30 protein-coding genes, 1 tRNA gene and 1 riboswitch are annotated in these 26,271 nt (G+C 55.9%); of the genes, 19 read left to right on the top strand and 12 right to left on the bottom strand.

Features of this window, described 5'->3' with window-relative positions:
• Nucleotides 1-3 precede the first annotated feature (3 nt).
• Nucleotides 4-1,230, top strand: a complete 1,227-nt coding sequence (locus Q0W94_RS07285) for an ATP phosphoribosyltransferase regulatory subunit (RefSeq protein ID WP_297757220.1) — start codon at nucleotides 4-6, stop codon at nucleotides 1,228-1,230.
• A gap of 3 nt (nucleotides 1,231-1,233) precedes the next feature.
• Nucleotides 1,234-1,869: an ATP phosphoribosyltransferase gene (gene hisG, locus Q0W94_RS07280; protein WP_297757217.1), complete on the top strand. Its 636-nt coding sequence runs from the start codon at nucleotides 1,234-1,236 to the stop codon at nucleotides 1,867-1,869.
• On the opposite strand, the gene btpA is transcribed toward hisG, so the two are convergent.
• Complete coding sequence (btpA, locus tag Q0W94_RS07275) at nucleotides 1,870-2,760, bottom strand: photosystem I biogenesis protein BtpA (protein ID WP_297757215.1); 891 nt, start codon at nucleotides 2,758-2,760, stop codon at nucleotides 1,870-1,872.
• A gap of 69 nt (nucleotides 2,761-2,829) precedes the next feature.
• Between btpA and folK the strand changes: the two genes are divergently transcribed.
• A complete protein-coding gene (folK, locus tag Q0W94_RS07270) occupies nucleotides 2,830-3,414 on the top strand; it encodes a 2-amino-4-hydroxy-6-hydroxymethyldihydropteridine diphosphokinase (protein ID WP_297757213.1) in 585 nt (194 codons plus the stop codon).
• Here the strand turns inward: folK and tadA are convergent.
• Nucleotides 3,332-3,826: a tRNA adenosine(34) deaminase TadA gene (gene tadA, locus Q0W94_RS07265; protein WP_297757211.1), complete on the bottom strand. Its 495-nt coding sequence runs from the start codon at nucleotides 3,824-3,826 to the stop codon at nucleotides 3,332-3,334. The two genes, folK and tadA, sit on opposite strands and share 83 nt — an antisense overlap.
• Nucleotides 3,827-3,905: 79 nt before the next feature.
• Between tadA and Q0W94_RS07260 the strand changes: the two genes are divergently transcribed.
• On the top strand, nucleotides 3,906-4,046 hold the full coding sequence (locus Q0W94_RS07260) for a photosystem II reaction center protein K (protein WP_011056031.1): 141 nt from the start codon (nucleotides 3,906-3,908) through the stop codon (nucleotides 4,044-4,046).
• A gap of 84 nt (nucleotides 4,047-4,130) precedes the next feature.
• Nucleotides 4,131-4,883, top strand: coding sequence for a YebC/PmpR family DNA-binding transcriptional regulator (locus Q0W94_RS07255; RefSeq protein WP_297757210.1), 753 nt, complete (start codon nucleotides 4,131-4,133; stop codon nucleotides 4,881-4,883).
• A 239-nt stretch (nucleotides 4,884-5,122) separates the two neighbouring features.
• Here Q0W94_RS07255 and recJ read toward each other — a convergent pair whose 3' ends face one another.
• Together recJ and Q0W94_RS07245 are read right to left on the bottom strand one after the other, a co-directional pair.
• Nucleotides 5,123-7,408 carry a single-stranded-DNA-specific exonuclease RecJ gene (gene recJ, locus Q0W94_RS07250; protein WP_297757208.1) on the bottom strand — a complete coding sequence of 762 codons (2,286 nt, stop codon included), beginning with the start codon at nucleotides 7,406-7,408 and terminating at the stop codon, nucleotides 5,123-5,125.
• 147 nt (nucleotides 7,409-7,555) lie between these two features.
• Nucleotides 7,556-7,640 (bottom strand) — tRNA-Ser (locus Q0W94_RS07245).
• A 36-nt stretch (nucleotides 7,641-7,676) separates the two neighbouring features.
• Here Q0W94_RS07245 and Q0W94_RS07240 point away from each other — a divergent pair.
• Both Q0W94_RS07240 and cbiE read left to right on the top strand, forming a co-directional pair.
• Nucleotides 7,677-8,291 carry a cobalt-precorrin-8X methylmutase gene (locus Q0W94_RS07240; RefSeq protein WP_297757206.1) on the top strand — a complete coding sequence of 205 codons (615 nt, stop codon included), beginning with the start codon at nucleotides 7,677-7,679 and terminating at the stop codon, nucleotides 8,289-8,291.
• Nucleotides 8,288-9,535, top strand: a complete 1,248-nt coding sequence (cbiE, locus tag Q0W94_RS07235) for a precorrin-6y C5,15-methyltransferase (decarboxylating) subunit CbiE (RefSeq protein WP_297757204.1) — start codon at nucleotides 8,288-8,290, stop codon at nucleotides 9,533-9,535. The genes Q0W94_RS07240 and cbiE overlap by 4 nt, the downstream gene beginning before the upstream one ends.
• Here the strand turns inward: cbiE and Q0W94_RS07230 are convergent.
• A complete protein-coding gene (locus Q0W94_RS07230; RefSeq protein ID WP_297757201.1) occupies nucleotides 9,526-10,056 on the bottom strand; it encodes a pentapeptide repeat-containing protein in 531 nt (176 codons plus the stop codon). The genes cbiE and Q0W94_RS07230 overlap by 10 nt on opposite strands.
• Before the next feature lie 119 nt (nucleotides 10,057-10,175).
• Between Q0W94_RS07230 and Q0W94_RS07225 the strand changes: the two genes are divergently transcribed.
• The 6 genes from Q0W94_RS07225 (at nucleotide 10,176) to Q0W94_RS07200 (ending at nucleotide 14,109) form a co-directional block, all read left to right on the top strand.
• Nucleotides 10,176-11,705, top strand: a complete 1,530-nt coding sequence (locus tag Q0W94_RS07225) for a SagB/ThcOx family dehydrogenase (RefSeq protein WP_297757198.1) — start codon at nucleotides 10,176-10,178, stop codon at nucleotides 11,703-11,705.
• Nucleotides 11,702-12,148, top strand: coding sequence for an Rrf2 family transcriptional regulator (locus Q0W94_RS07220; RefSeq protein ID WP_297757195.1), 447 nt, complete (start codon nucleotides 11,702-11,704; stop codon nucleotides 12,146-12,148). The genes Q0W94_RS07225 and Q0W94_RS07220 overlap by 4 nt, the downstream gene beginning before the upstream one ends.
• A gap of 69 nt (nucleotides 12,149-12,217) precedes the next feature.
• Entirely contained in the window at nucleotides 12,218-12,622 is a 405-nt protein-coding gene (locus Q0W94_RS07215) for an FHA domain-containing protein (RefSeq protein ID WP_297757192.1), read from the top strand.
• A gap of 117 nt (nucleotides 12,623-12,739) precedes the next feature.
• Nucleotides 12,740-13,075: a 50S ribosomal protein L21 gene (rplU, locus tag Q0W94_RS07210; protein ID WP_297757189.1), complete on the top strand. Its 336-nt coding sequence runs from the start codon at nucleotides 12,740-12,742 to the stop codon at nucleotides 13,073-13,075.
• 1 nt (nucleotide 13,076) lies between these two features.
• Nucleotides 13,077-13,340 carry a 50S ribosomal protein L27 gene (gene rpmA, locus Q0W94_RS07205; RefSeq protein ID WP_297757186.1) on the top strand — a complete coding sequence of 88 codons (264 nt, stop codon included), beginning with the start codon at nucleotides 13,077-13,079 and terminating at the stop codon, nucleotides 13,338-13,340.
• A 173-nt stretch (nucleotides 13,341-13,513) separates the two neighbouring features.
• Nucleotides 13,514-13,626, top strand: a riboswitch (Glutamine riboswitch).
• A gap of 39 nt (nucleotides 13,627-13,665) precedes the next feature.
• The gene (locus Q0W94_RS07200; RefSeq protein ID WP_297757183.1) at nucleotides 13,666-14,109 is read left to right on the top strand and encodes a DUF4278 domain-containing protein; all 444 of its coding nucleotides are present in this window, start codon (nucleotides 13,666-13,668) and stop codon (nucleotides 14,107-14,109) included.
• A gap of 101 nt (nucleotides 14,110-14,210) precedes the next feature.
• On the opposite strand, the gene Q0W94_RS07195 is transcribed toward Q0W94_RS07200, so the two are convergent.
• Nucleotides 14,211-15,545 (bottom strand): alkaline phosphatase PhoX, encoded by a 1,335-nt coding sequence (locus Q0W94_RS07195; protein WP_297757180.1) that lies wholly within the window; start codon nucleotides 15,543-15,545, stop codon nucleotides 14,211-14,213.
• A 144-nt stretch (nucleotides 15,546-15,689) separates the two neighbouring features.
• Here Q0W94_RS07195 and Q0W94_RS07190 point away from each other — a divergent pair, with 144 nt between their 5' ends.
• The 3 genes from Q0W94_RS07190 (at nucleotide 15,690) to Q0W94_RS07180 (ending at nucleotide 17,751) form a co-directional block, all read left to right on the top strand.
• The gene (locus tag Q0W94_RS07190; RefSeq protein ID WP_297757177.1) at nucleotides 15,690-15,950 is read left to right on the top strand and encodes a sulfiredoxin; all 261 of its coding nucleotides are present in this window, start codon (nucleotides 15,690-15,692) and stop codon (nucleotides 15,948-15,950) included.
• Nucleotides 15,951-16,012: 62 nt separating this feature from the next.
• Nucleotides 16,013-17,185 (top strand): ABC transporter ATP-binding protein, encoded by a 1,173-nt coding sequence (locus tag Q0W94_RS07185; protein ID WP_297757175.1) that lies wholly within the window; start codon nucleotides 16,013-16,015, stop codon nucleotides 17,183-17,185.
• A complete protein-coding gene (locus Q0W94_RS07180; protein WP_297757173.1) occupies nucleotides 17,182-17,751 on the top strand; it encodes a helix-turn-helix domain-containing protein in 570 nt (189 codons plus the stop codon). Before Q0W94_RS07185 ends, Q0W94_RS07180 begins: the two co-directional genes overlap by 4 nt.
• Here the strand turns inward: Q0W94_RS07180 and Q0W94_RS07175 are convergent.
• Nucleotides 17,645-18,052: a ferredoxin gene (locus Q0W94_RS07175; RefSeq protein ID WP_297757170.1), complete on the bottom strand. Its 408-nt coding sequence runs from the start codon at nucleotides 18,050-18,052 to the stop codon at nucleotides 17,645-17,647. The genes Q0W94_RS07180 and Q0W94_RS07175 overlap by 107 nt on opposite strands.
• Nucleotides 18,053-18,064: 12 nt before the next feature.
• Complete coding sequence (locus Q0W94_RS07170; protein WP_297757168.1) at nucleotides 18,065-18,856, bottom strand: proteasome-type protease; 792 nt, start codon at nucleotides 18,854-18,856, stop codon at nucleotides 18,065-18,067.
• A 139-nt stretch (nucleotides 18,857-18,995) separates the two neighbouring features.
• Between Q0W94_RS07170 and Q0W94_RS07165 the strand changes: the two genes are divergently transcribed.
• Genes Q0W94_RS07165 through crcB (Q0W94_RS07155) form a run of 3 tightly spaced genes read left to right on the top strand, consistent with a single transcriptional unit; the run spans nucleotide 18,996 to nucleotide 21,401 of the window.
• The gene (locus Q0W94_RS07165) at nucleotides 18,996-20,609 is read left to right on the top strand and encodes a cation:proton antiporter (RefSeq protein WP_297757165.1); all 1,614 of its coding nucleotides are present in this window, start codon (nucleotides 18,996-18,998) and stop codon (nucleotides 20,607-20,609) included.
• Entirely contained in the window at nucleotides 20,606-21,037 is a 432-nt protein-coding gene (gene crcB, locus Q0W94_RS07160; RefSeq protein ID WP_297757161.1) for a fluoride efflux transporter CrcB, read from the top strand. Before Q0W94_RS07165 ends, crcB (Q0W94_RS07160) begins: the two co-directional genes overlap by 4 nt.
• Nucleotides 21,024-21,401, top strand: a complete 378-nt coding sequence (gene crcB, locus Q0W94_RS07155; protein WP_297757159.1) for a fluoride efflux transporter CrcB — start codon at nucleotides 21,024-21,026, stop codon at nucleotides 21,399-21,401. The genes crcB (Q0W94_RS07160) and crcB (Q0W94_RS07155) overlap by 14 nt, the downstream gene beginning before the upstream one ends.
• A gap of 8 nt (nucleotides 21,402-21,409) precedes the next feature.
• On the opposite strand, the gene acnB is transcribed toward crcB (Q0W94_RS07155), so the two are convergent.
• From acnB to pheS, 4 genes are all read right to left on the bottom strand, one after another.
• Complete coding sequence (acnB, locus tag Q0W94_RS07150) at nucleotides 21,410-24,016, bottom strand: bifunctional aconitate hydratase 2/2-methylisocitrate dehydratase (protein ID WP_297757156.1); 2,607 nt, start codon at nucleotides 24,014-24,016, stop codon at nucleotides 21,410-21,412.
• Nucleotides 24,017-24,280: 264 nt separating this feature from the next.
• Nucleotides 24,281-24,532 carry a hypothetical protein gene (locus Q0W94_RS07145; protein WP_297757153.1) on the bottom strand — a complete coding sequence of 84 codons (252 nt, stop codon included), beginning with the start codon at nucleotides 24,530-24,532 and terminating at the stop codon, nucleotides 24,281-24,283.
• 70 nt (nucleotides 24,533-24,602) lie between these two features.
• Complete coding sequence (locus Q0W94_RS07140) at nucleotides 24,603-25,238, bottom strand: ParA family protein (protein ID WP_297757150.1); 636 nt, start codon at nucleotides 25,236-25,238, stop codon at nucleotides 24,603-24,605.
• Between the two features lie 11 nt (nucleotides 25,239-25,249).
• The gene (gene pheS, locus Q0W94_RS07135) at nucleotides 25,250-26,260 is read right to left on the bottom strand and encodes a phenylalanine--tRNA ligase subunit alpha (protein WP_297757147.1); all 1,011 of its coding nucleotides are present in this window, start codon (nucleotides 26,258-26,260) and stop codon (nucleotides 25,250-25,252) included.
• Nucleotides 26,261-26,271: the final 11 nt, after the last annotated feature.

Raw genomic sequence — 26,271 nt, 5'->3', positions numbered from 1 at the left:
ACTATGGTCTATCAACCTGCCTGTGGTGCCCGCGATATTTTGCCCCTTGATGTGGCACGGCAACGGTGGCTAGAGCAACGCCTAGAGCGCGTCTTCCAAAGCTGGGGCTACCAAGAAATTATCACCCCCACAATTGAGACCCTGGCAACCCTCACCGCGGGGGGCACTGTCCATCCAGAAACGGTTATTCAAGTGCAGGGGAGTGGGGATGAACCCTTGGGATTGCGACCAGAATTAACGGCTTCCATTGCTCGGGCTGCGGTGACCCGTATGGCAGGGATGCAACTGCCCCAAAGGCTGTACTATAAAGCCAATGTCTTTCGGCGCACTACCGGGGCACAGTTGGGGAATCAGCAGGAATTTTTCCAAGCGGGGGTCGAACTACTGGGGGCCACTGGTTTGGCGGCGGATGCAGAAATTCTCTGGCTGGTGCAGGAGTGCCTGGGGGCTTTAGCGGTTGAAGAGGCCTATCTTTTGGTGGGGGATGCCCACCTGACGCAACAGTTGCTCAGTACCTTTCCAGCGGACCTCCAAAAAACCGTCCGCCAATGCCTGGCCAATTTAGACCGCGTCAGTTTGCAGGCTCTCCCTGCCCCTTGGCGCGATCGCGCCCTGGCCCTTTTTGATCTACGGGGCACCCCAAAGGAAGTGGCGGAACGTTTGGCACAGTGGTCTGATGTTGCAGGGGTTGTTGATCGCTTTGGGGAACTTCAACAGTTGTTGGCGTTGGTGGCGGAGTCCTTGGCCATTACCCTGGATCTTAGCCTTGTGCAGTCCTTTGATTACTACACAGGGATTATCTTTGAGGTCTTGATTCCTACAGCAACGGAACTGCGGTTGGTGGCTCAAGGGGGGCGCTATGATCAACTGCTCAGTATTTACCATCCCGACGGTGCCGCAGTGCCAGGGATTGGTTTTGTTTTTAATGTTGAAGCGCTGCTGCAGGCGATCGCCATTCCCCCAGCCGCCCTATTAGCCCCCCGCAGTCAATGGCTTGTGGTGCCCCGCACAGCCAGCGCCCTCGCTGCTGCCCTCCACCATGCCCAAACACTGCGCTCGGATGGCTCGACCCGGGTGGAGTTGGCACTTCTGGATCTGGCGCCAGAGCAAATCCGCGCCTATGCCCGCGATCGCCAGATTCCCTATATTGCTTGGATTGAGAGTGATGCGCCACCGCAGATTGAAGCCCTCAGTGATGGGGCAACCTATTTGCAGATTCAGAGTGTCTAGGCCATGCTAACGATCGCCCTACCCAAAGGTGCCCTACTCAAGGACAGTATTGCCTACTTCCAACGGCTGGGCTTAAATTTTGCAGCGCTCCTAGAGCCGGGCAATCGGCAACTGCAGGTTCTCTCTCAGGATGGCCGTGCCCGCGCCCTTTTGGTCCGTGCCCAGGATGTCCCCGTCTATGTGCAGTATGGTCAAGCGCAGTTGGGCATTGTCGGGTATGACGTGCTGCGGGAAAAAAATCCCCACGTGGCCAAACTAGCGGATTTGGGCTTTGGTCAGTGTCGTCTATCGGTGGCCGTTAAAGCCTCTAGCCCCTACCGCAGTGTCCGCGATTTGCCCCCCCATTGCCGCGTTGTCTCAAAGTTTGTCCGCTGTGCCGATGCCTTTTTCCAGCAGTTGGATTTGCCCGTGGATATTGTGCCTCTCTATGGTTCAGTGGAACTGGGGCCAATTATGGGCATGGCGGAGGCAATTGTGGATTTGGTGTCAACGGGACGGACCCTCAAGGAAAATGGCCTTGTGGAGTTAGAGCAAATCTTTAGCAGCACTGCCTACTTGATTGCCCATCCCCGCAGCTATCGCCTCAACCTCAATGGTCTTGGGCAGTACGTTCCACAGTTAACAGGGGCGATCGCCTGACTACCTTTGCCCGTGCACAACCATGGCTGGCAGGGGTTCATTGATCGAGCCTCGGCAGTTGGCATTGGCGCGATCGACGTCCTGAAGCTTGTGGTGGGCCCGCTGCCAGGCTTCAACAAAACGGCTGACCCGAATGGGGTCAATGGGTTGTTCAATCTGACCATTGCGCTTCAGGGAACTGGCAACAATGACGCCGTTGACGTAGGGCGCCAACTGCTCCACATTGTCCCAAGAGGCACCGCTGCCAATAAAAAGGGGTTGTCCCTTAGCGGCACTAGCGGCAACGGATAGATCCTCCTCGGTGGGTGGCTGTCCTGTTGCCCAACCGGAGAGAATCACCCCATCGGCGAGTCCGCGGTCAAAGGTGTCCCGTACTGCCGTGGCCAGATTCGGGCTGTGGAGGGGCTGGGCGTGCTTCACCATCACATCGGCAAAAATTTTGATGTCTTGCCCCAGTTCACGGCGGTAGCGCAGCAATTGATGGGCTTGACCTTCGATAATGCCTTGATCGGTGGCCATGACCCCGGTGAGGACATTGACGCGGATAAATTGGGCCCCCGTACAGGCAGCGATCGCCAGCCCACTAAAGGCATCATTGCGCAGCACATTAAGGCCAATGGGCACAGCTACCAGATTCTTTAACCGCTGCACCACTAAGGTCATGGCACTGACGACAGCAGCATCCACCCGATCTTTGCTGAAGGGCGCATCAAAGAAATTCTCAACAATAATGGCATTGACTCCCCCCGACGCAAGGGCTGTGGCTTCCTGTTCGGCGCGGTCAATAACAGCCTTGAGACTCCCCCCCCAACGGGCGGAGGTGGGTAAGGGAAGGAGGTGGACAACGCCAATGACTGGGGTTGCAGTATGAAAGAGAGTCCGGAGATCCACAACGATTTTGGCAATAGGTGAACAGTGCAGGTATAACAGGAGGAGTGAGCGGCACTCTCCACAGGCACAATGGTAGAATGCACTGACTTAAGTATATCCCCGTCTGACCCCCCCCTCGTGGCGATCGCTCTCGGCAGCAACCTGGGTCAGCCATTGCTGCAACTGCGCTCAGCTCTCCAAGTGCTTGCCCAAACGCCGGGGATCAGTGTCTTAGCCTGCTCGCCGTGGTATCGCACTGCTCCTGTTGGTCCTCCTCAACCGGACTACTGGAATGGTTGCCTCCTTGCTCAGGTGCAACTCTCCCCTTGGGCGCTCCTAAAAAGGCTGCAGGCGATCGAAGCGCAGTTTGGTCGCCAACGACAAGAGCATTGGGGGGCCCGTACCCTGGATCTCGATCTACTGCTCTATGGCGATCGCAGCATTCGCACCCCAGACTTGACCGTGCCCCATCCCCGCTTGGCAGAGCGTCCCTTTGTCCTTGTGCCCCTTGCGGCGATCGCTCCGCAGTGGCGCCATCCCCTCCTGGGTGAAACCATCCAAACCCTACGGGAGCGGGTGGGGGATGCAGGCATTATTGCCGTTCTTTCTGACGATGCTGGCGAAACCACCTTTGCAACTGCTGCCGACAGGCGGTTGCCTGAACCCCGCCAATGACCTGAAGCCGGTGGAATACCGCTGGGCTATGGGGCAGTTGCAGCACCGAATCAATTGCCCCTGATTTTGGATCCGTCGTCCCATAGATAAGGGTGTGAATGCGGGCCTGGACAATGGCACCGGCACACATCGGGCAGGGTTCTAGGGTCACATAGAGGCGGCAGCCCGTTAAATACCACGTACCTAGACGTTGACCGGCGCGGCGTAGGGCAATGATTTCCGCATGGGCAGTGGGGTCATGATCTCGCTGGCGACGATTTTCCCCTGTGGCAATGAGTTCATTCTCAGCACTGACAATCACCGCACCCACGGGCACTTCATCGGCAGCTCCTGCCTGTTCTGCCAGGGCGATCGCCTGTTGCATCCAAAAGTCGTGCTGGTCTGTTTCTGATAAAAGGAGAATGTCTGGCATGGCGATCCCGTTGCCGCAGCCGCTATGGTACTATTTTTTCAGTTCTCTTGCGATCGCTGAATTCTTTTAGGAAAACACCATGATTGATGCTTTGGTTTTGGTTGCGAAACTGCCGGAAGCCTACGCCATTTTTGATCCCCTCGTGGATGTGCTGCCAGTGATTCCGGTGCTCTTTTTGGCCTTGGCCTTTGTTTGGCAAGCCGCTGTTGGTTTCCGTTAAAGATAGCTTCGATCAAACTAACCCTGTTGATTTGCCCCGTTGGTTCCAGCGGGGTTCTTTCTGACTTTTCCATGCGCTTCCCCTATGGCAGGTCACAGTAAGTGGGCAAACATTAAACGGCAAAAGGCGCGGGTGGATGCCCAAAAGGGCAAGATCTTTGCGCGGCTCTCGCGAGCAATCATTATTGCAGCTCGGCATGGGGGAGGGGATCCAGCGGGCAACTTTCAACTGCGCAGTGCCATTGAGAAGGCCAAAGCAGCAGGGATTCCCAGCGAAAATATTGAGCGGGCGATCGCCAAAGGGACTGGCACCCTCGACAGTGATGCTCCCCTAGAAGAAATTCGCTACGAAGGCTACGGGCCGGGGGGAGTGGCGTTTTTAATTGAAGCCCTCACGGATAATCGCAATCGCACGGCGGCAGATCTGCGGGCCGCCTTTAATAAACAGGGGGGCAACCTCGGCGAAACTGGCTGTGTGGGCTGGATGTTTGAACAGTGCGGCATTGTGACCGTGACTGCACCTAGCGACGAAGAAGCTTTCCTGGAAGCCCTCCTGGCGGCTGATGTCGAAACCTACGAAATCCTAGAGGAGGTGGCCGAGGTGCGTTGTCCCGTCCCTGCCCTTGAAACCGTCAGCGAAACCCTCAAAGCCCACGGCTATACCGTTCTCGACACCGAAAGCCGCTGGATTCCCATGAATACCGTAGAAATCACCGATGAAGACACGGCACGGCGCCTCCTTAAGCTGATGGATGCCCTCGAAAATCTCGATGATATTCAAAGTGTGGCCACCAACGTGACGATGAGCGATGCCCTCATGGCGGCCATGTACGTCTAGCCATCCGTGGTTTTACGGAATCTGAGGGAGAATTTCCTCTTGCTCAAGGGTGGCAAAGTTGAGTGAAAACACGGTAGGCAGTCAAAGGCAGCCGTGGGAGGATAAAGGTACGGTTGCAGGCGTTGCACCGAGGCACGTTGGGTGTAATCAGATTGAGGCCCTCCTGAGAGCGATCGCTCTTCTTCTCTCAAGCAGCGTTGATGGCTAGTGTGTTTCCCCTGTCGGCTCGTGTGTGTTCCTTAGGTCCCTCCCCTGTTGAAAAAGGGTGTAGCCAGTTTATGTGTTTCCTGAAGGGCCTGTAGGGGGGCGGTGGCAAAATACCTGCGACGGAAATTCTCTGCGGCGATCGCTGCTCTAAAGGCCTCTAGTGCTGTTGTTGTATCCGGAGAAAGTTTTATCTGGGGCGGCCATTGGCATCGGAACCTGTCCCCCGTGTTCTCCACTTTAACCCCTAGGGTTGCCAGCGCCCTGAGAGCATAGCCCAATGTCATTGCCTCAATGTTAAGCTCTTGGCACAGGGCCTCTCGCCGAAGTAACGTTCCCTGTTGACCCGCCTTTTGGCAACGGGTTAGGAATTTCTGCCAAACCTCGAGGGCATCCTGTTCCTTGGGGAGCGAGTAGGCCAGAATCAAGGGTTGCTGTTCCTGTTTAGCTCGTTGAATCCATTGTCGCCAGTTTTCCCATGAGGTTGGGCAGGTGTCCACGCGCAAGCCAGTCTCGGCCACCCCACGGGGGCAATTGCGGCCATCAATGAGGGCCTGAAACGGGGCAGCCTCAATGATACTGGTGCCACTGGGGCGCAGATCTTGAATGACGGCTGATAGGGAGCTTTGCCACTGCTGTAGTTCAATCACTAGATCACAGGCTCCCTTGGGGCAATCCCCTATTTGATGATCCCACCACTTGGCGGGAAAGGTTTGCTTTGCTTGGGGATCTAGAAGCATCATGGAGACATACCGCCTCGTGGGGTCATTTTTGACTTTGTTCTCCTGCACTTCGGTGAGCTCTACATGGCGCACAAGTAAGCGGGGGAGGGGATGGTGGGTTGAATCAAAGGGAGCGAGTATTTCCAGTTCTTTGAAGAGGGCATCGTTAAGTTGCTTTAGAGTGACTTCCAAATCAATCCTCAACGGTTGCGGTGCCGCCGTGGCCGTCCCCTCCTGCTGGGCTAAGAATTGGTTGAGGGCTGCTTCTAACAGGGCAATGTGCTCTATCTTGAGCCTAAAGCCTGCGGCATAGGGATGCCCGCCGAATCCCTCCAATAAATGCCCTTGGCAACGCAGGGCCTCATACAGATCCACAACGCCATCGGAACGGGCTGAACCGGCGGCCATTCCCGTAGCGGCATTGGTCTGTAGCAAAATGGCAGGACGGCCATAGGTTTTTACCATCTCGCCTGCCACTAGGCCCAATAGACTCAAGGGCCAATTCTCATCGGTCAGCAGAATCACCCGTGTTACCGAAAGATCCAATTGAGCCACTTTGGCATGGGCAGCCTGAGCAATCTGTTTTTGGAGCCGTTTCCGCTCGCTATTCATCTTGTCAATCTTGCGAGCCAACTGCTTAGCTTCCTCTTTGTCTTGCGTAGTCAAGAGTCTCACCAGCGGCCCCACATCCCCATGGATACGACTTACGGCATTAAGGCGGGGGGCCAGGGCAAAACTAATCTCCCGTTGCCAAGCCGTATTCTTGGACACTCGCCCCAAAAGGGCAGCAATTCCAGGTCGGAGGGTCTGATGCTTTCCCAGCTGGTCTAAGCCTCGCTGGGCAAGATAGCGGCATTCACCCTTCAGTTCCACTAAGTCGGCAATGAGGCCAATAGCCACCAGATCAAGGAGATTCTCGAGGGGATACCCCTGGGTTTTCTCTGGCCATGTGGCATACACAGCTTCCAAAAATTTGTAGGCGACGCCAACTCCCGATAGGTGATGTAGGGGATGATTCGGGGACAACTGCCGCGGATTGATCAGCGCCACCGCCCCCAAGGGAGTGGGTTCGAGGGCGTGGTGATCGGTCACAATCACGTCTATCCCCAGCGTTCGGGCAAAGGCAATTTCAGCAGCATTTGTGCAGCCAGTATCACAGGTGATGATCAGGGAGACCCCCTTTTCGTTCAGCGTTTCAAGGCCATGGCGCGAGAGGCCATGGGAGTCGCACTGGCGATTGGGAATATAAAAATCCACCAATTGGGTTCCCAAAAGTGGTTTTAGTCCTTCCCAGAGGACGGCAGTCGCTGTGACCCCGTCGGTGTCAAAGTCTCCCCAAATGGCCACCTTTTCCTGTTGATCGAGTGCCTGTTGCAAACGCCCTAGGGCAGCAGCCATGTCTGGAAACTCTAGGGGGGAGGCTGACTCGTAGTGGCGCCAATCTAAGAAAGGGGGCACTTGCTGAAGAGCATCACGGTAGCCCCGCTGCCAAAGTAACTGAGCCGTAATGGCGCCTGCATGGGGATGGAGCTTCTTAACTGCCTCGATGAAGTTTGGGGGGGCGGGGTCAGCAGAATAGACTTGCCAAGGACGCTGCATGGCAGTGAATTTCTCAGGGAAGGCTGCGAAGATTCTTTGATCATAGCGATCGCCCGCCCAGACTGGAGAAATAAGCCCCTCGGTGGGAAGCCTTGCGCTCTCCCTTGATTGCAGCAGGGGTACCCCTAGAGTGGCAATATAACAATACGGAGAGAGAGGGATTCGAACCCTCGGTGAGTTGCCCCACACAGCATTTCCAGTGCTGCGCCTTCGACCACTCGGCCATCTCTCCAAGTTTAGGCAGTTCTACTATCCTATCAGAAGTCCGGTGTCTCTGCTGCATCCAATTGCCCAAGCGAGTTTTGCCATCATTGATCGCGAGATCGGGCCTCACCCTTTTGACCCCCCTAGCTATGCGATTTTGCGGCGAATTATCCACAGCACGGCCGATTTTGAGTTCAAGAACCTCCTGGAGATTTCGCCGGGGGCGATCGCCCACCTCACTCAGGCCCTGCGCTCAGGTGTGCCCATTATTACCGATGTGGCCATGGTCAGCGTGGGCATTCAAACAATGGTCAGCCGCACCTTCCAAAACCCAATCATTACCGCCCTTGACCATGGCAGCCCCACCGCTCCCGGTCAAACCCGCAGTGCAGCCGGGATGCTCCGTGCTTGGCAACAGTGGCCCCACGGTCTTTTTGTGATTGGGAATGCGCCAACGGCCCTCCTGGCCCTGTGCGATCGCCTGCAACAGACCCCTGTGCCGCCGGCAGGCGTCATTGGCGTCCCCGTTGGCTTTGTCAATGTCGTGGAGTCAAAAGCTGCCCTTGCCCAACTGCCCGTGCCGCAAATTCGGATTGCCGGTCGCAAGGGGGGATCGCCTGTGGCAGCGGCGATTGTCAATGCCCTACTGGAGTTGGCCTATAGCAAGGAGCCAGCGTGACTCCGATTCATGTGGTGGGCATTGGCTTAGAGGGTCTGCAAGGGTTGCCAGCCACCGTGCAGCAGATTATTCATTCAGCCACCCTCTTGGTGGGGAGCGATCGCCATCTGCAATTGATTCCCCAGGGGGACACTCCCCGCCTCGCCCTAGGGAACTTTAATGCTAGTCTCAAGGCGATTCAAACCCACTTGGCCACCACCCCCAACCCCCAAGTGGTCATTCTCACCAGTGGTGATCCGCTGTTCTATGGATTGGGCCGCTGGCTCCTTGAAGTCTTTAGCCCGGATCAGTTAACGTTTCATCCCCACCTCAGTGCAGTGCAATTGGCCTTTAGTCGCCTCAAGCTCCCTTGGCAGGATGCGGTGATCTACAGTGCCCATGGGCGGGATCTAGCGGGATTGGTGCCCCTGTTGCAGCGGGGGGTGGAGAAAATTGCCATCTATACCGATGGCGAGGCCAATATTGCTGCCATCAGCCGTTTATATCAATCCCTGCGTTTGCCCGTGCGCTACCAAGCGTGGGTATGTCAGGCGTTGGGCAGTACATCAGAGGCCATTCTCCCTTGGGATCTAGCACAACCGACCGCGGCTCTCCCGCCGGTGCATCCTCTCAATTTGGTTGTGCTTCTACGTCAGCCGCAGCAGATTCCCCCGCGGGAGTGGCCTGCCATTGGCTTGGCGGATGATCAATTTTTCACCTTTGGCGATCGCCCTAGCCTGATGACGAAGCGGGAAGTGCGGGTACTGGCTTTGGCGGAGTTGGCCCTCACCAGCACTGTAGAAATTGTTTGGGATATCGGGGCCGGCACCGGCAGTGTTGCTGTGGAAATCGCCCGCCTTGCCCCCCAAGCCACCGTCTATGCGATCGAGAAAACGGCTATTGGCGTTCAACTGATTGAGCGCAACCGCGAGGCTTTTGGTTTGACCAACCTCATCCCGCTCCAAGGGACAGCACCCCAGCGCCTCAGGGATTTACCGCCCCCGGATCGGGTGTTTATTGGCGGCAGTGGTGCTCAGTTACTGGCCAATCTCGACTATTGTTGGTCCCACTTGAACGCTAGCGGCCGGCTAGTGCTGGCGATCGCTACCCTCGAACACCAAGGCCAAGTGCTCCACTGGTGTCAGACCCATCAAGTCAACCCGCAAGTGCTCCAGGTGCAACTCAGCCGTTCCGTTCCCCTGGGTCAAGGCCACCGCCTCCAGCCCCTGAATCCGGTTACCCTCATTACCCTGCCTCAGGGATAGAAATAGCCATCGGGGTAGATAGTGGTGCGATCGCACACCGCCATCGACAAATCGACACCCGTTGCCCGAAAAAAATTACACCGCTGTACCTGAGCCTCCGTTAAATCCGCTTGGTGTAGATTGGCCTGTTGGAGGTTTGCCCCTTGGAGATTTGCTTGGCGCAAATTGGCATAGCGCAGATCTGCCCCCCGCAGATTGGCCCCCCGCAGGTTTGCCCCTTCCAAATTGGCCGTGCGTAGATTGGCCCGCACAAGGCTCGCCCCCTCGAGATCCGCTGCAGCGAGGTTGGCTTGGTACAACTCAGCATCTCCCAACTCACTATGGCGCAAATTAGCAGCAGTTGCCTGAATTCGATTTAACTGGCAATAGGGCAAGTAGGCATTCTCCAGTGTACTCTCGCTAAAATCGGCATCACTGAGGTTGGTGTCAAACAGACTCAAACCCGTTAGATCGCTGCCGCGAAAATTCCGTTCCCCTGCTGCATAGGCTTGGAGTAGCTCCTCCGCGTTGAATTTCGCCATAATGGTAAAAGGGTATTTGACAATCTTAGGTATTTCTACTTAGGCTTTTTTGACTGTAGGGGAATTTATTGACGAAGTTCACATTGCTTAATGCTTTCTTAACTTGGTGAGGCACCGCCATGGGGTTTCAACAATTTTCTTTGGCACAACATTACCACGAACGCACCAAGTACGCCCCTGAGACCTTAGCCCAACAAGCTGCCCCCTTGGATTGGAGCCGTCAACCGAGTCCCTTCAAAACCTATCCCCTGGGCTCCGTCTTTTCCCTGAAGTCGTTCCTAGAGCCGGCGAAGGGGTCGGCTCACCCCTACTGGCAGCGACTCTCCCGCTTGCTGTACTGCACCTATGGCATTACTGGGGTGGTTCCCTATCCCGATCAGCCCTTTTATATGCGGGCAGCCCCCTCTGCTGGAGGGCTCTATCCAGCGGAGATCTATGTTCTTACTCGCAACGATACCGCTGTTCCCGCTGGCATTTATAACTATCAGGTAAAAGATCACGCCCTTGTGCAGGTGTGGCAAAGCTATTGTTGGTCAGCCCTACAGGCCGCTTGTCTTTGGCACCCAGCGCTAGAAAGGACGCACATTGCTCTGGTGGTGACAGCTGTTTTTTACCGTTCCGCGTGGCGCTATGGCGATCGCGCCTATCGCCGCCTTTGTCTTGACATTGGGCACCTCTTGGGGAATGTGGAACTGGCCGCCAATATCCATGATTTTCGTGCCCACTTCATTGGTGGTTTTGTGGATGCCCAGATGAATGAACTGCTTTACCTTGATCCAGAGCAGGAGGGGGTCTTGGCGGTGGTTGCCCTGGCCAATTTGCTGGAAGTGGACGAAAACTTACCCACGTTTCCCTCTGTGTTGCCCTCTGCCACCTGCTATGACTATGGGGCGATCGCCAGTGGCGAGCTGCTCAGAGCCTGCCATCGTGCCAGTGCCCTCACAAGTAGTGACATGATCTACGGCATGCAGACAGCCAGCCCCAGCGCCAAGGAGCCTGCCGAACCCCCTGCGAGTAAGTACAACTTTCCCTTTGGGCTGCGGGTCAGTCTCAGCAAAACCATCATTCACTGGGAAACCAATCTAGCCGCTCTGCAGCAAACCATTCGCCAGCGGCGCTCCACCCGTCGCTACAGTGGCCAAGGGATTGAGATGGATCAATTGGCTGCCCTGCTCACCTTTGCCTACCATCCGCAGGACTACCGCGATCAAGGCCTAGACGAATGCCCCAGTTTCTTTGACCCGACCCTGGTGGAAACCTTTATTGCCGTGACGCGGGTCAGGGAGCTTGAGGAGGGCTGCTACTACTACGCTGTAGCCGAGCATGAACTCCGCCAGATTCGCTTCAAGAACTTTCAGGAACAGTTGCATTTTCTCTGTCTCAATCAAGACCTCGGTCGCGATGCCGCCGTGGTGATTTTCCATACCGCCAATCTGGAGCGGGCGATCGCTCGCTACGGCGAACGCGCCTATCGCTACCTGCACATGGATGCCGGCCACCTCGGCCAGCGACTTAACTTAGCCGCTACCGCTTTGGGGCTAGGGGTGAGTGGTATCGGCGGCTTCTTTGATGATCAGGTCAACGATCTCCTCGGCATTCCCCCCGAAGAAGCCGTTCTCTACATCACCACGGTTGGTAAAGCGGCATGACCCTCACTACCCGCGGCCACTACAGTATCAAGGCTCTATTGGACTTGAGTTTGTTGCCCAACTATGGGCCTGCCTCGGTGCGTACCATTGCTGAGCGGCAAAAGATTCCTGCCCCCTATCTGGAAAAACTCTTGATTGAGTTGCGGCGTGCCGGCTTGGTGCGATCGCTGCGCGGCGTCTATGGGGGCTATCAACTCGCCCGTCCCCCAGCAACCATTTCCCTGCGGGATATCCTTACTGCTGTTGGTGAATCGCCAACTCCCCTGTTTTTACACCCCCCCCAACCGGAAGATGGCACCGCGGATTGGGTCACCTTGAGTCTCTGGCAACGACTCCACCAAAAACTTCAGGAGGCCTTGGCCAGTATTTCCCTTGAGGATTTATACTTTGATGCCCGTAGTTGGCAAGCGGCCCAAGGGGATGGGGCAACATTTGTAATCTAAACATTTGTAATCTAGTTGTCATCTAGGCGATCTAGGCTAGGGGCATCCCGTTGCGATGGAAGACGCAGGATGCCCACGCCAAGCTACCCCAAAGCATCGCTGATCGTTCGCGAACGTGGTTTGCCAAAACGGGAAGTCATTCTCAGTCCCGATCGCCAGTGGACCATTGGCCGCCAACTGGACTGTAGTATCCGTCTCACAGATGCCTATGTCTCGCGGTTGCATGCTGTGATCAACGCTTTTCTCTTTAGGGGGCAGCCCCTTTACTTCATCAGTGATTATCACAGCCGCAATGGCACGTTCCTGAATGGCCTACCACTTCAGCACAGCACTCTGCTTCACCATGAAGATGTCATTTGTATGGGCACTACCCTCCTTGTTTTTTACTATCCAGAGATGCTTAAGGAGATCTCCCTCGCTGAGTGCCCCGAATTCCCTGAAGGTTCAACAGACAGTCCACCTTGGGTCGGCTAGGGTTTGACAGCCACAGGGCATAAATTTTATGATGGAAAATCGTTGAGTTTGCACGGAACAGGTTTTCCAAGAGGCGCGCATCCCCTCACCTGCACGGCAAGGAGTTTTTTAATTTCTATGGCATACGCAATCATTGAGACCGGTGGCAAGCAACTGCGCGTTGAAGCTGGGCGCTTTTACGATGTGGAGCGGCTCCCCATTGAGCCGGAGGGCACCATTGACCTAGAACAGGTGTTGCTGGTGCAAACCGATAGCCAAGTCCACGTGGGTCAACCCTACGTCAGTGGTGCGGTTGTCTCTGGTACGGTGATGGAGCATCGGCGCGGGCCGAAGGTGATTGTCTATAAAATGCGCCCGAAAAAGAAAACCCGCAGGAAAAAAGGCCACCGTCAAGAACTCACTCGCATCATGATCAATGAGATTCGTCTCAATGGTGAATCCCTAGGAGGTTAATATGGCACACAAGAAAGGAACAGGTAGCACCCGCAACGGTCGCGACTCAAATGCCCAGCGTTTGGGTGTCAAGCGCTTTGGCGGCGAAGTGGTCAAGGCCGGTCACATTCTGGTGCGGCAGCGGGGAACCAAATTCCACCCGGGCGCGAATGTGGGTCGCGGGGGTGATGATACGCTTTTTGCCATGATTGCCGGCGTCGTTACCTTTGAGCGCTATGGCAAAAATCGCAAGCGTGTGAGTGTCTATCCCCTAGGGGAGGCTTAAAACCGCCCTTAATAAACGTGCAAAAATGATGCAATTGGGTCAATCCTCGCGGTTGGCCCTTTTTGTTGTCTCAGATAATCACATCCCTAGGGAACTAGGGGCCCGAGTATTGTAAATTTCTATGAATAGCTTGCTTTAAGGTCGAGAAATTGTTAAATTAGATACAGAAATAAATCGTTCATCCCTTGCAGGGCCTCAGTAAACGCTTTTCAGACGAAGTTTAATTGTCAGCGTTATCCCTTTGCGAGGGACGGAAGTAGGGAAATAGATCCCGAAGGAACGCGCCTCAATCAGTTCACCTTGTAATACAAATGGGGCGAAAACTATGACTACTCTGACTTATCGCGGCGTTCAATACAACTACGTTCCTCCAGCGATCAACACCCAAGCAACGGATGTCGTGGCCAAGTATCGCGGTAGCACCTATCGGGTGGCGGCGGTGACAAATCCGCCGGAAGAGTCCTTAAAAATCATGACCTATCGCGGCGTCAAGTATCAAAAAGGCAAACAGCCCGCTGGCGTTCCCGCTGCTCGCTTGGCTGATAATGTGGCCTCGGTGCCCATGACAGCAACAGTTAACGAAATGGCTCGCTCCTTGGCGAGGGCCCATCATATGCTGATTAAAAGCCGTGAGCAAACCCTCCTCGCCCGCATGGCGGCAGCGATCGGCATGCCCGTGAGGGCAGCCCACTACTGGAATCAAATCCAAGGGAAAGTTAACCCGGTCTTGGGTGCGATCTACGATCGCTCCCGTGTGGCGCTGAGCTAAAGCAAAAATAAAGGAATGAGAAGGGGTTGCACTGCTGAGTTGAGTCCATAGGAAAACACTAAGGGAGCCAGGGATAGCCTGCCTCCCTTTTAGTTGGGCCATTAGCCCCGCCGATCCCAAGGTCCCCAGATGGCAAACGTCATTCCCGGATGGTAAAGATTCACAAACAGGGTTTGGCCATCGGGGGAAAAGCAAACCCCTGCTAGTTCCTGATCGTTGAGGGCATTGCGCGCCAGGGTGTACACTTCGCCGGTGGGCGTGATGCCAACTAGACGGTTCACTGAATCGTTGCCATCTTCGCAGCAAATGAGATCTCCCCAAGGGGCCATTGTCAAGTTATCGGGGTAATCCAGAACCGCCTTGCCGGGGGACTCCACAAATAGCTCGATGGTGCCCCCCGCCGTTGAGGTGCTGCCGGGGCGATAGCGCCAGATTTGACCTAGGCGCTTATTACCGCCGCTGGTGGCAGTAAAGTAGAATTCGCCCTGGTGGTAGCAGAGGCCTTCACCGCGCACAAATTGGGCTGCCCCTTTCTGATAACCCTCATAGCGCACCGTATCTTGGGGGGGGTCAGGTTCCGTAATATCCACCCATTCCACCTCGAAGGGCTGGCGTAGGGGCAACCCCTGACCCGTGTTGGCTTTCGGATAGCGTTTGATTTTCAAGGCTTGCAGTTGACCGCCGGCGGCAAGGTTGGTGGGCTCTTTGGGAATAAAGCGATAGAACAGACCATCGCCGCGATCCTCCGTTTGATAAATGATATTTGTTTTCGGATCGATGGCGATCGCCTCGTGTTGAAAACGCCCCATTGCCGGCAGGGGAACTGGCGTCACTGGTCCCTGGGCACTGATGGGCACTTCAAAGTTATAGCCATGGCGTTTTTGCACGGGCCCAAAGTTGGCAGGATGCTCAGGGGTGGCAGTGGTTTCCTCACAGCTAATCCAACTGCCCCAGAGGGTTTTGCCACCGCCGCAATTGCGGGAGGTGCCCGCCAAGGAAACGTAATGCCTGAGGAGCCGCCGATCCTTGCTGACCACAAGGGTGGTTGTGCCGCCGGGGGCAAGGGGGTCGTACATCTTGTCCTTGGGGGCTACTACCCTCTGAAAGACCGGGGGCAGTCCAGGAGTGATCTCATGGTTACGCATTAGGATGGTCGTGCCAGCAGGGCCAGCAAAGGCGGCCATGCCATCATGGCAGGCGGGCACAGGGGTGCCATCACTGAGGCGATCGCCCAACTTTGAGAACACTCGATACTGAAACCCGGCTGGCAAATCCAACAGGCCCCTGGGATCCTTGACCAGAGGGCCAAAGCCCCGACCTGTCACTGATTGGCCGCGGGCGGCCCGTTGATACAAAAGCTGTAGCCCCTGGGGTAGCAGAGCTGCCCCCATACCGGCAGCGGCCAGGGTGAGGAAGCGACGACGTTGCAAAGCCATCAAAAACCACCTAAATGACACAACTAACGGCTAAAAGCCAACCCCTACTGTCTTACTGCAACGTTAGGAAGTTATTCAAGGGCATTTTGTTGCCGGCAGGGGATGGATTGCTAAAATAAACTCATAACGAGTTTGGGTATACCGATGCGAATTTTAGATTTGCCCCTCAATGCCATTCGTCGTCCCCTGATTCGGCAAACGGATCCTGCCAAAGTTGAAGCCTTGATGGCCTCCATTGCTGAAATTGGCCAACAGGAGCCCATTGATGTCCTTGAGGTGGAAGGGCAGTACTATGGCTTTTCGGGGTGTCATCGCTACGAAGCCTGCCAACGTCTGGGATTGCCCACGATTCGGGCGCGGGTTCGCCGGGCGCCCCGTTCCGTACTGAAGCTGCACCTTGCCTAGGCGTCTTGTCAGATTGGCTTCAGTGTGGGATTCTAGCCAATTAGCTCCCTAGGACAGCGATCGTGACCGGTGTACGCCTTGAACAACTGACCAAGGTCTATCGCGACCCCCAGCGCCGGCATGATGTCACGGTTCTGCAAGGAATTGATCTGAGTGTCGGTGGGGGCGAGTTTTTGGTGCTCGTGGGGCCTTCGGGGTGTGGCAAGAGTACTTTGCTGCGGCTCATTGCCGGTTTAGACGACCCAACCACCGGCAGGATTTGGGTGGGCGATCGCCTGGTCAATGGTTTACCCCCCAAAGCGCGAGACATTGCCATGGTTTTTCAAAGCTATGCCCTCTATCCCCATCTCACCGTTTATGACAACTTGGCCTTTGGTTTGCGCCGCAACTCACAGATGAAGGGGGTGTTACCCGCCCCCATTGAAGCCACCTTAACCCGCTGGACGCGATCGCTCCCCAGGGGGATGCAACTTTCTTTTCCCCGTGAACGGGCCATTCACCAACGGGTGAGGCAGATTGCGGAGATGTTGCAAATTGAGCACTTGCTAGATCGCTACCCCAAACAACTTTCGGGTGGCCAGAAACAACGGGTCGCCCTCGGACGAGCGATGGCCCGCAATCCCCAAGTCTTTTTGATGGATGAACCCCTGTCTAACCTAGATGCTAAGCTGCGCACTGAGACCCGCGCCCAAATTGTTCAACTTCAGCGGCAAGTGGGCATCACGACCATTTATGTGACCCATGATCAAACGGAAGCGATGACCATGGGCGATCGCATTGTGGTCCTACACCAAGGCCAAATTCAACAGATCGCCAGACCCTTAGAGCTCTATCAACGTCCTGCCAATCGCTTTGTGGCCGAGTTTATTGGCTCACCGCCGATGAATTTTTTAGCCGTGACCCTCAGCCAAGGCAAAATTCAGTACCACGATTGGCAGTTGCCCCTGAGCCCGCCCCTACCCTCGGCATCCAAGGCCTGGCTGGGGATTCGCCCTGAGCATTTCCTGCTGGCGACGGCTGAACAGAAGGATACACTGACAGTTCAGGTGGACCTCGTAGAAGCCCTTGGCCATGAAACGGGCTTGACGGTTCACCTCACGGCAACCGGAGAGACGTTGCGGGTGCGCTTGCCGGGGCAGCAGCCCATTCAGCGGGGCGATCGCCTGTATTTGCGCCCTGATCCACAGCATCTCCACTTTTTTGACGATCGCACCGGGCAGCGACTAGAACCATGAGCCAGCGTCTGCAAGAGCGCCTTGCGAGGGCCGGCATTACCCGCAAGAGTCAACTGCATCGGCAAGGATTTAGCCGACAGCAAGCCAATGCCATTTGGGTAGGCGACCTGCACCGACTGCGCCTTGAAACCCTCGAACGCCTTGCCCACGTTCTGGGAGTCACTCCCTGGGAGTTGTTTCAGTGGCTCTATGGCGAATCCACGACCGAGGTAGCCCTGCAACAGCAAGCCCTGCACATCCTTGAACCGTTCCTGCGCTTCTGGCCCACTGCCGCCTATGCTGCCCGCCAAAACCCCGCTGCCCCCGCCCAGCGGATTTTGCCCCTGGTACAGCCGGTGTTTCAACTCTTAGAGCAGTGGGGGGTTAGGTTGATTGGTGAAGTTGGGGCCTGTGTTCCCTTTGATCCGCACCAGCACCAGAGCGATCGCGCCCCCTTAGCAGCAGGCACACCCGTGCGCATTACCCATGCGGGCTATTGGTGGGGCGATCGCCTGCTCTTGCGGGCGGTGGTGACGCCAGTAGATACTCCTGAACAATCTGCCCCGCCAGCAGATGCTCCTGAATGACCCGCTCAATAACTGCCGGCGTTGCCGAGTGATACCACACACCCTCGGGATAGACCACTAAAATCGGCCCCTGTTGGCACACCCGCAGGCAATTGGCCTTGGTGCGAAAAACACAGCCCTCGGGGCGCGGTTGATCCAAGCCTAATTCCTTGAGGCGTTTTTTCAAATACTCCCATGCTTCTAAACCCACGGCCTTGTCACAACACAGGGGTTTGGTTTGGTCGGCACAGAGGAATAGATGGTGCTGAATGTAACCAATGCCCAGGGCGGCGACTTGCTGCCCTAAGGAAGGAGAGGTCATCGTTGGTCTTTCCTATTCTGCAACAAGGGTTTCCGGTGCTGGCAGCACCATTGAGGAAGTCGGAGAAGGCTGGCGGCGGTTCCATTCAATCTCGGGCATTTCCTCAAATGCTCGCCGCAAGGAGGCCTCCCAAAACTGCCGCACCTTCACCAAAAAAGGATCACCCAACACAAATTCGGCGCGGTGACAGATCTCAAAGCTATTGGTGCGGTACATGATCAGGTCAAGGGGGGGGCCGACGGAGATATTGGATTTCATCGTTGAATCAAGGGAGAGCAGGGCATATTTTGCTGCCGCATCTACCGGCGTATCAAAGCGCAACGTGCGGTCTAAAATCGGCTTGCCATATTTTGTTTCACCAATCTGCAGAAAGGGAGTTTCGGGCGTCGCTTGCAGAAAATTGCCCTGACTGTAGATCAGGTAGAGGTAGGGTTCCTCGCCACGAATTTGCCCCCCCACGAGAAATGTGCATTGGTAGTCAATGTTATCCTTAGCTAACCAAGGACGATGACTATCGGTGACCTCCCGCAGCTTGGTACCGACATAGCGGGCGACCTCGTACATATTGGGCAACGTGTTGAGACTGTGCTCCAACTGCCCCTTGAGATCACGGCGAATCAGTGTCAGGACCTCCTGAGTAATGGAAAGGTTACCAGCAGTACAAATCACAATCACCCGCTCCCCCGGCACTGAAAAATCAAAGAGCTTCTGATAGGTGGAAATATAGTCTACCCCGGCATTCGTGCGAGAGTCTGCTGCCATCACTAGACCCGACGTGGTGAGAATTCCCAAGCAATACGTCATCTTGCCGATGCTCCGCCAATAACCAAGCACTATAGAGCATATAAGGGATTTGCGGCGATCGCTAGGGACACTGAGCCCTGAAAATCATATTGGGTTGTCCGATAGGGTAGGGTTCAGTGTCACAGTGAGGTTTGCAGCAATGTCAACTATTTTAGAAACCCTTGCCCTTATCCTCCTGCTGGGATTCTTGGCTGGTCAGTTGGCGCGGCGCCTGGGGGCACCCGCCTTGATCGGCATGATTCTTGTGGGAATTGTCCTCGGGCCTGCGGCTTTGAATCTGTTGCAAAGCGACGTCCTAGGGGCAGCCCCTGCCTTTCGTGCCGTTGCGGTGATGGTGATTTTGATGAGGGCGGGCTTGGGCTTGGATCGCCAGAAATTGGCCGAACAGGGCACTGTGGCCCTCCGCCTTGGTGTGTTACCCGCATTGGGTGAAATGGCAGTTGTGGCAGGGATGGCCATGCTTTTACTGGGATTTAATTGGCAACAGGGGCTATTGTTGGGGGCGATCGTGGCACCGGAGTCCCCCGCGGTCATTGTGCCGGGGATGCTACGGCTAAAAAGTTTGGGCTGGGGCGTAGACAAGGGGATTAGCGATGCCATTCTCTCCGGCAGCGCCATTTCCGATGTGGTGGTGCTGCTGCTTTTCAGTTTACTCATGGGGGCTGACCATGGCAGGGGATTCCTAGGTGGCTTGCCGCCCGCTTTGGCAGTGAGTGTGCAGGCACTCCTTGAAATTGGGGGTGGCTTGATTGTGGGCTATGGCTTGGCATGGGCGCTGGTCTTTTTGTTGGTCAAGCAAAACTGGAGTCAAAATCGGGTGCAAACAACCCTCGTGGCAGCGGCAGTGGCCTTGGGGGCGGTGGGCTTGGCCGATCGCCTGCCCCTGTTTTCCGGCTACCTGGCGGTCATGAGTGCGGGCTTTTTTTTAATTGAGATGGATGCGCCCCTAGGGCGGCAATTACGGGGGGGGTTTGACGCGCTGTGGCAGGTGGCAGAGATTTTTCTCTTTGTGCTGTTGGGTGCCAGTATTCAGTTAGGGGTGTTGCAACGTTCCCTCGGTGTGGGTTTAGTCATTTTGGCAGGGGGTACCTTGATGGGGCGGGGCATTGGTTGGTATCTTTCCACCCTTGGCAGTAATTGGACGCTCTCAGAACGCCTCTTTTTGCTGGCGGGGAATTCAGCAAAGGCAACTGTACAAGCGGCCATTGGTGCTCTGCCTTTGTCTGCTGGGGTGCCTGGGGCTGAAACGATGCTAGCGATCGCAGTTCTCGCGATCTTGATTACGGCTCCCGTCGGGGCATGGGCAATTCCCACGTTGGCGCCAAAACTCCTGCAAAAGGGGGAGGTGGACCCCACCAAAGTCCTGCTGCAACCACGGGTTGTTCTTTTAGCACCGGTGGATACCTCCAGTGTCACCCCCTATGTTCTCCAAAAGACGGCGGAATTAGCGCGATGTACTGATGCGCAAGTGATTGTGCTCCATGTGCAGGATGTACCTGACCCCAAAGCGGTGGCCACACTCGAAGCGCAAATTAAGCAGTCCCTTGCAGATATTCGCTATCGTTTCATTGTGACTGCTGGCCCCATTACCGAAGCCATTTTGAGTACCGCCGCCCTGTACAACGTGACTGAAATCATTCTTGGCAAACATGGTCAAAAGGGTCTCAAGCGCCTCTTCATGGGGTCTGTGTGTCAGAGTATTCTTGAGAGCTCAACGCGACCGGTATTGATTGTGGAGGAGCCCCGCTCATGATGCCGATTCATCCTCGGTTGCGCCCCGCCTTGGCCGTCAGTCTTGGAGCCATCCCCGGTGCCTTGAGTCGCTTCTTACTGGCAGCCTATTTGGAACCCTATCTTGCGGGCAATGTGCCCTTTGCCACCTTGATTGTGAATGTCACCGGCTGCTTTTTGCTGGGGGTAATTGCCCCCCTCGCCTTTGCCGGCACGTTTGTCCTGCACCCCGATTTGCGCTTGCTATTGACAACGGGATTTATTGGCTCCTATACAACCTTTTCATCCTACGAGTTGGATAACGACAAGCTCTTGGGTATCCGGGATATGGCGGTCGAGGGGTTTTACTGGCTCGGCAGTACGGGGCTGGGATTGCTGGCCTTGGAGTTGGGCAGCCGCTTAGTGCTGTGGGGCTTAGCCTCTTGGGAGAAGGGCGATGATCTCACCTGAAGGACTCTTGGCGATCGCCATCGGGGCTGTGCCCGGCGCTTTGATACGGTACTATGTCGGTCTATGGAGCGATCGCCGCTTTGGTACCCTCGTCTTTGGTACCCTGAGTGTGAACCTCATGGGTGCGTTTCTCATGGGCTTTTTGAGCCATGTTGTAGGCCGTTGGGGAGCACCGCTGTGGCTCAGCTATGGCCTCACCGTTGGTTTTTTGGGGTCTTTGACCACCTTTTCCACGTTTACCCTAGAGGTATCCAACCTGCGCCGCCAAGGCTATCTGCGGCTTGCGTGGCTCTATTGGCTCAGCACGCCTATCCTCGGGTTCCTTTGTGTGGAAGCCGGAATTGCTTTTTCCCGTTGGGTGTAGGTCAAGGGCTAGTCGCCAATACTGGCCAGTAGTTTTGCCTCCTCTTCCTTAGAAATGAGACGGCCTTGGTTTTCGTACTCAGGAATTTGATCAAAGTAGAGGTAGCGATAGAGCTCCGCAGCAAAGGGATCAATTTTCCGCGTCACAATGTCTAGGTACTCTTCGCGGGTAGGAATGCGCCCCAGCAGGGCACAGACAGCGGCCAGCTCTGCGGATCCCAGATAGACCCGCGCCCCTTTGCCCATGCGGTTATTGAAGTTCCGGGTGGAGGTGGAGAAAACGGTGGTGTTATCAGCAACGCGGGCTTGGTTACCCATACACAGAGAACACCCCGGCATCTCCAGCCGTGCCCCAGCAGCGGCAAAAATACTGTAGTAGCCCTCTTCGCGCAACTGCTGCTCATCCATACGGGTGGGGGGGGCAATCCAGAGACGAACCTGCACCGCCCCTTCCCCCTCCAGCACCTTGGCCGCGGCACGGTAGTGGCCAATATTGGTCATACAGGAGCCAATAAAGACCTCCTGCACCGGATCGCCGGCACATTCCGAGAGGGTTTTGATATTGTCGGGATCGTTGGGGGCAGCCACGAGGGGTTCCTTGATCTGATCAAGATCCACCTCTATTACATCGGCATACTCAGCATCGGGATCCGCAGCGAGAAGATGGGGATTGGCCAGCCATGCCTCCATCTTTTTCACCCGCCGTAGGATCGTCCGCGCATCGCCATAGCCCCGGGCCACCATGTTTTTGAGCAACACCACATTGGAGCGCAGGTATGTGGCCACCGTCTCTTCGCTCAGTTTAATCGTGCAGCCGGCCGCCGATCGCTCCGCCGTGGCATCGGTCAGTTCAAAGGCTTGCTCTAGTTGCAGGTCTGGCAGCCCCTCCATTTCCATAATCCGCCCCGAGAAAACATTCTTTTTATTCTCCTTGGCGACGGTGAGCTTGCCCTGCTGAATGGCCACATAGGGGATGGCATTGACAATGTCCCGCAGGGTCACCCCCGGCTGCAAGGAACCCTTGAAGCGCACCAGCACCGACTCCGGCATATCCAAGGGCATCACCCCCAGGGCCGCCGCAAAGGCCACTAACCCAGAGCCCGCCGGAAAGGAAATCCCCAGGGGGAACCGGGTATGGGAATCGCCCCCTGTGCCCACGGTATCGGGCAGCAGCATGCGGTTGAGCCACGAGTGAATAATGCCATCCCCTGGCCGCAGCGAAACGCCGCCCCGCGAGGTGATAAAGTCCGGCAGTTCTTTGTGGGTTTTAACGTCAACGGGCTTGGGATAGGCCGCCGTATGGCAGAAACTTTGCAATACTAAGTCGGCGCCAAAGCCAAGGCAGGCCAGTTCCTTGAGTTCATCGCGGGTCATGGGGCCGGTGGTATCCTGCGAGCCCACTGTGGTCATCACCGGTTCGCAGTAGGTCCCGGGGCGCACCCCCGGCAGACCACAGGCTCGACCAACAATTTTTTGGGCAAGGGTATAGCCCTTATTGCTTTCAACGGGAGGCGTGGGACGGGTAAAGAGGGGACTGGGTTCAAGGCCAAGGGCTGCCCGCGCTTTGTCGGTGAGGGTACGCCCAATGAGCAGGGGAATGCGCCCCCCCGCCCGCACTTCATCCAAGAGGGTATCGGGCTTGAGGGTAAAGCGGCTGATCACTTCCCCCGCTGCGTTGGTAATGTCACCGCGGTAGGGGTAGATTGTGATTACATCCCCCATATTCATTTGGGTGACATCGCACTCAATGGGCAGGGCGCCGGAGTCCTCCATGGTGTTGAAGAAAATGGGCGCAATCTTGCCGCCAAGGCAGACGCCGCCGGTGCGCTTATTGGGGACGTAGGGAATGTCCCGGCCAATGTGCCAAATCACCGAGTTGGTGGCGGACTTGCGGGAGGAACCGGTGCCCACCACATCACCGACATAGGCCAGGGGGTAGCCCTTTTGCTTTAGTTCGGCAATGATTTGCAGTGCCCCCGGCAAGCGGCTTTCCAGCATCACCGTGGCGTGCAGGGGAATATCGGGGCGAGTGGTGGCGTGGGGAGCAGGGGAGAGATCATCGGTGTTGGTTTCACCCGCCACTTTGAAAACGGTGACGGTAATCGCCTCTGGAAGCGGTTCACGGCAGGTAAACCAGTCGCCATTGGCCCACGCTGCCATCACTTGGTGGGCGTAGGGATTCCCTTGGTGCATGAGGTCTTGGACGTCGTGAAAGGCGTCATAGACCAGGAGGGTATGGCTCAGGGCCTTGGCTGCTGTCGTGGCCAGTTCAGGGTTCCCATGGCGCAGCAGGTCAATGAGGGAGTGGACATTGTAGCCCCCCAGCATGGTGCCTAGGAGTTCCACCGCGGCAACAGGGGTGATGAGGGGACTGCTGAGTTCTCCCTTGGCAATAGCGGTCAAAAAGCCCGCCTTAATATAGGCCGCTTCATCCACACCGGGGGGCACGCGATCGCGAATCAGGTGCAGCAGGTATTCCTCTTCCCCCGCCGGGGGCTGTTGCAGGAGATCACAGACCGCAGAGGTTTGGGCAGCGGTCAGGGGCAAGGGGGGAATTCCCAAAACAGCGCGCTCTTGGGTGTGCTGACGGTATTGACTCAGTACGGTGGTGTCCACGTGCTGTTGACCTTAATTCAAAAATGCGACGGAGCAAAGGAAATGTGATTGAAGTGCCACTTTGGTCATGGCATAGGATAGCAGAAGCCTCTCCTAGGGCGATCGTGTTATTAATATCATTATTTCATAACTGATGCTATAGAACTGATATATATTATTCATATATTATTCATAATTGACAAACCCCAGCGTCTCGGCATCTCTAATTATCTAATTTCTAATTAACTCCTCCACAACCGAAACCCAATGACTATAGCAGCGTAGCTAACCACAAATTGCAAAAGACTCATTGGTTTGAGAAAAAAAACGCGCATTGAAAAAAACAAAGAATGCGGCTAACGCTAAGACCCAATACCCCAGGTGGCGAGTCTGATCACGATCTGAGGTAATCATGAAAACACCGATGAAGGACAAGAGAGTGGCCGTAGCTGCGTTAACAGTGCCGTGAAAGATAATATTTTGGGCAATGAAATAAAAGCCGCCTAGAATACAGGCTAGACTAAGCAAGCGACGCATATTCCCCTTAAGCGACCGATATTGGACATATTAGCTGTAGATTATACTGGCTTTTTTTAGGGGCAAGCCATCAACGCCAATCCCGCTCCAGCTCCTCGGCAACACGGCGGTAATCGGCTTGGGCCTCCTTGGCCTGTTTGCCCTTCCATTGGGTAATGGGCACCCCCTCTAGGGCAGCTCGTTCGTGGGCTTTGTAGGCCCGAATAAAGGCATGGCAAGTCGCTACCCCCAACTGCAGGAGGGTATTTTGGGCCTCAAGGGCCTCATTGACACAGCGGGGATCAACGCGGGTGAGCAGGACGCGGTGGGGAACCTTAGAGGGTTCCACCACCTGCTTGACGGTTTCAATGAGAGCGGCCAGATCAATGGGGGCAGGGGGGGTGGGCAGCACCAGATAGTCGGCGATCGGGACGACGGCGCCGAGGGCACTGGAGGCTAAGGCCGGGGGTGTATCAACAACAATCAGGTCATAGCTAGAGAGCTTGCGCACCTTGCCGAGAAGTTTGGGGTTGACCTCCTGAGCCAAATCAAAGCCCATGGATTGACCACTGCGCTGAAACCACCAGGTCGCTGACCCCTGGGGGTCGCTATCCACCAACAGCACCTTGTACTCCTGCCCATAGGTGGCCGCCAGATTAATTGCTGTGGTGGTTTTGCCCACGCCGCCCTTGCCATTGAGAACCACCAGCAAACGGGGTGTTGCCAAGCTGACCCCTCCTAAAACTGCCGCAGAAAGCGCAGATCACTGGTGTAGAAGCGGCGAATATCATCAATGTGATGCAGCACCATCGCAAACCGCTCTACGCCAAACCCAGCGGCAAAGCCTGTATAGATCTCTGGGTCATAGCCAACATTTTTCAGAACGGCGGGATCCACCATGCCACAGCCCATCACCTCGAGCCAGCGCCCCTGCCACTGCACATCCACTTCCGCCGAGGGTTCGGTAAAGGGAAAATAGCTGGCGCGGAAGCGAATGGGAACGTCACCAAAGAGTTCTGCTAGAAACGTCGTCACGGTGCCCTTGAGATCGGTAAAGGTCAGCCCCTCATCCACCGCTAAAATCTCAATCTGATGGAACACTGCCGCATGGGTGGCATCCTCGGTGTCGCGGCGGTAACAGCGGCCGGGGGCAACAATCCGAATGGGGGGCTCATAGAGTTCCATGTAGCGGATCTGCACCGAGGAGGTGTGGGTGCGCAGGAGGTTGCCATCGGGCAGGTAAAAGGTGTCCTGCATATCGCGCGCCGGGTGATCTGCCGGGGTATTGAGCGCCTCAAAGTTGTAGTAGTCGGTTTCCATTTCTGGGCCATTGGCAACGGTATAGCCAAGACCCACAAAAATATCGAGGATGCGGTCAATGGTGCTGTTGAGGGGGTGAATGTGCCCTTGGGGACGAAATACTCCCGGCATGGTCACATCAAGGGTTTCAGCCGCCAGTTGCGCCGCAATTTTTGCCGCTTGCAGGGTTTCGCGGCGGGCCTCTAGGGCTTGGAGGAGCTTTTCCTTAAGGGTGTTGGCCAGGGTACCAATGGCGGGGCGATCGCTAGCGGGCAATTTCCCCATAAGGGCCAGAATTTGTGAGAGTTCCCCTTTTTTGCCCAGATAGGCGACGCGCAGGTGCTCTAGGGCATCGAGGGTGCTGGCGGTGGCGATCGCCCCCAAGGCTTGGGCTTCTAAATCTTGGAGTTGTTGGCTGAGGCGATCGCGATCAGGAGTGGCGGTAGTCATGGCAAAATGCG

It is taken from the genome of Thermosynechococcus sp., assembly GCF_025999095.1.
Lineage (GTDB): Bacteria > Cyanobacteriota > Cyanobacteriia > Thermosynechococcales > Thermosynechococcaceae > Thermosynechococcus.
The sequence above is the reverse complement of the archived record's forward strand: the minus strand, read 5'-3'. Positions and strand labels throughout refer to the sequence as shown.

What these genes read in the sequence shown, in the direction of transcription:
- Q0W94_RS07285 (WP_297757220.1), top strand. Translation starts at nt 4, where the DNA reads ATGGTCTATCAACCTGCCTGTGGTGCCCGCGATATTTTGCCCCTTGAT.
- hisG (WP_297757217.1), top strand. Translation starts at nt 1,234, where the DNA reads ATGCTAACGATCGCCCTACCCAAAGGTGCCCTACTCAAGGACAGTATT.
- folK (WP_297757213.1), top strand. Translation starts at nt 2,830, where the DNA reads ATGGTAGAATGCACTGACTTAAGTATATCCCCGTCTGACCCCCCCCTC.
- tadA (WP_297757211.1), bottom strand. Translation starts at nt 3,826, where the DNA reads ATGCCAGACATTCTCCTTTTATCAGAAACAGACCAGCACGACTTTTGG.
- Q0W94_RS07260 (WP_011056031.1), top strand. Translation starts at nt 3,906, where the DNA reads ATGATTGATGCTTTGGTTTTGGTTGCGAAACTGCCGGAAGCCTACGCC.
- Q0W94_RS07255 (WP_297757210.1), top strand. Translation starts at nt 4,131, where the DNA reads ATGGCAGGTCACAGTAAGTGGGCAAACATTAAACGGCAAAAGGCGCGG.
- recJ (WP_297757208.1), bottom strand. Translation starts at nt 7,408, where the DNA reads ATGCAGCGTCCTTGGCAAGTCTATTCTGCTGACCCCGCCCCCCCAAAC.
- Q0W94_RS07230 (WP_297757201.1), bottom strand. Translation starts at nt 10,056, where the DNA reads ATGGCGAAATTCAACGCGGAGGAGCTACTCCAAGCCTATGCAGCAGGG.
- Q0W94_RS07225 (WP_297757198.1), top strand. Translation starts at nt 10,176, where the DNA reads ATGGGGTTTCAACAATTTTCTTTGGCACAACATTACCACGAACGCACC.
- Q0W94_RS07220 (WP_297757195.1), top strand. Translation starts at nt 11,702, where the DNA reads ATGACCCTCACTACCCGCGGCCACTACAGTATCAAGGCTCTATTGGAC.
- Q0W94_RS07215 (WP_297757192.1), top strand. Translation starts at nt 12,218, where the DNA reads ATGCCCACGCCAAGCTACCCCAAAGCATCGCTGATCGTTCGCGAACGT.
- rplU (WP_297757189.1), top strand. Translation starts at nt 12,740, where the DNA reads ATGGCATACGCAATCATTGAGACCGGTGGCAAGCAACTGCGCGTTGAA.
- rpmA (WP_297757186.1), top strand. Translation starts at nt 13,077, where the DNA reads ATGGCACACAAGAAAGGAACAGGTAGCACCCGCAACGGTCGCGACTCA.
- Q0W94_RS07200 (WP_297757183.1), top strand. Translation starts at nt 13,666, where the DNA reads ATGACTACTCTGACTTATCGCGGCGTTCAATACAACTACGTTCCTCCA.
- Q0W94_RS07195 (WP_297757180.1), bottom strand. Translation starts at nt 15,545, where the DNA reads ATGGCTTTGCAACGTCGTCGCTTCCTCACCCTGGCCGCTGCCGGTATG.
- Q0W94_RS07190 (WP_297757177.1), top strand. Translation starts at nt 15,690, where the DNA reads ATGCGAATTTTAGATTTGCCCCTCAATGCCATTCGTCGTCCCCTGATT.
- Q0W94_RS07180 (WP_297757173.1), top strand. Translation starts at nt 17,182, where the DNA reads ATGAGCCAGCGTCTGCAAGAGCGCCTTGCGAGGGCCGGCATTACCCGC.
- Q0W94_RS07175 (WP_297757170.1), bottom strand. Translation starts at nt 18,052, where the DNA reads ATGACCTCTCCTTCCTTAGGGCAGCAAGTCGCCGCCCTGGGCATTGGT.
- Q0W94_RS07170 (WP_297757168.1), bottom strand. Translation starts at nt 18,856, where the DNA reads ATGACGTATTGCTTGGGAATTCTCACCACGTCGGGTCTAGTGATGGCA.
- Q0W94_RS07165 (WP_297757165.1), top strand. Translation starts at nt 18,996, where the DNA reads ATGTCAACTATTTTAGAAACCCTTGCCCTTATCCTCCTGCTGGGATTC.
- crcB (WP_297757161.1), top strand. Translation starts at nt 20,606, where the DNA reads ATGATGCCGATTCATCCTCGGTTGCGCCCCGCCTTGGCCGTCAGTCTT.
- crcB (WP_297757159.1), top strand. Translation starts at nt 21,024, where the DNA reads ATGATCTCACCTGAAGGACTCTTGGCGATCGCCATCGGGGCTGTGCCC.
- Q0W94_RS07145 (WP_297757153.1), bottom strand. Translation starts at nt 24,532, where the DNA reads ATGCGTCGCTTGCTTAGTCTAGCCTGTATTCTAGGCGGCTTTTATTTC.
- pheS (WP_297757147.1), bottom strand. Translation starts at nt 26,260, where the DNA reads ATGACTACCGCCACTCCTGATCGCGATCGCCTCAGCCAACAACTCCAA.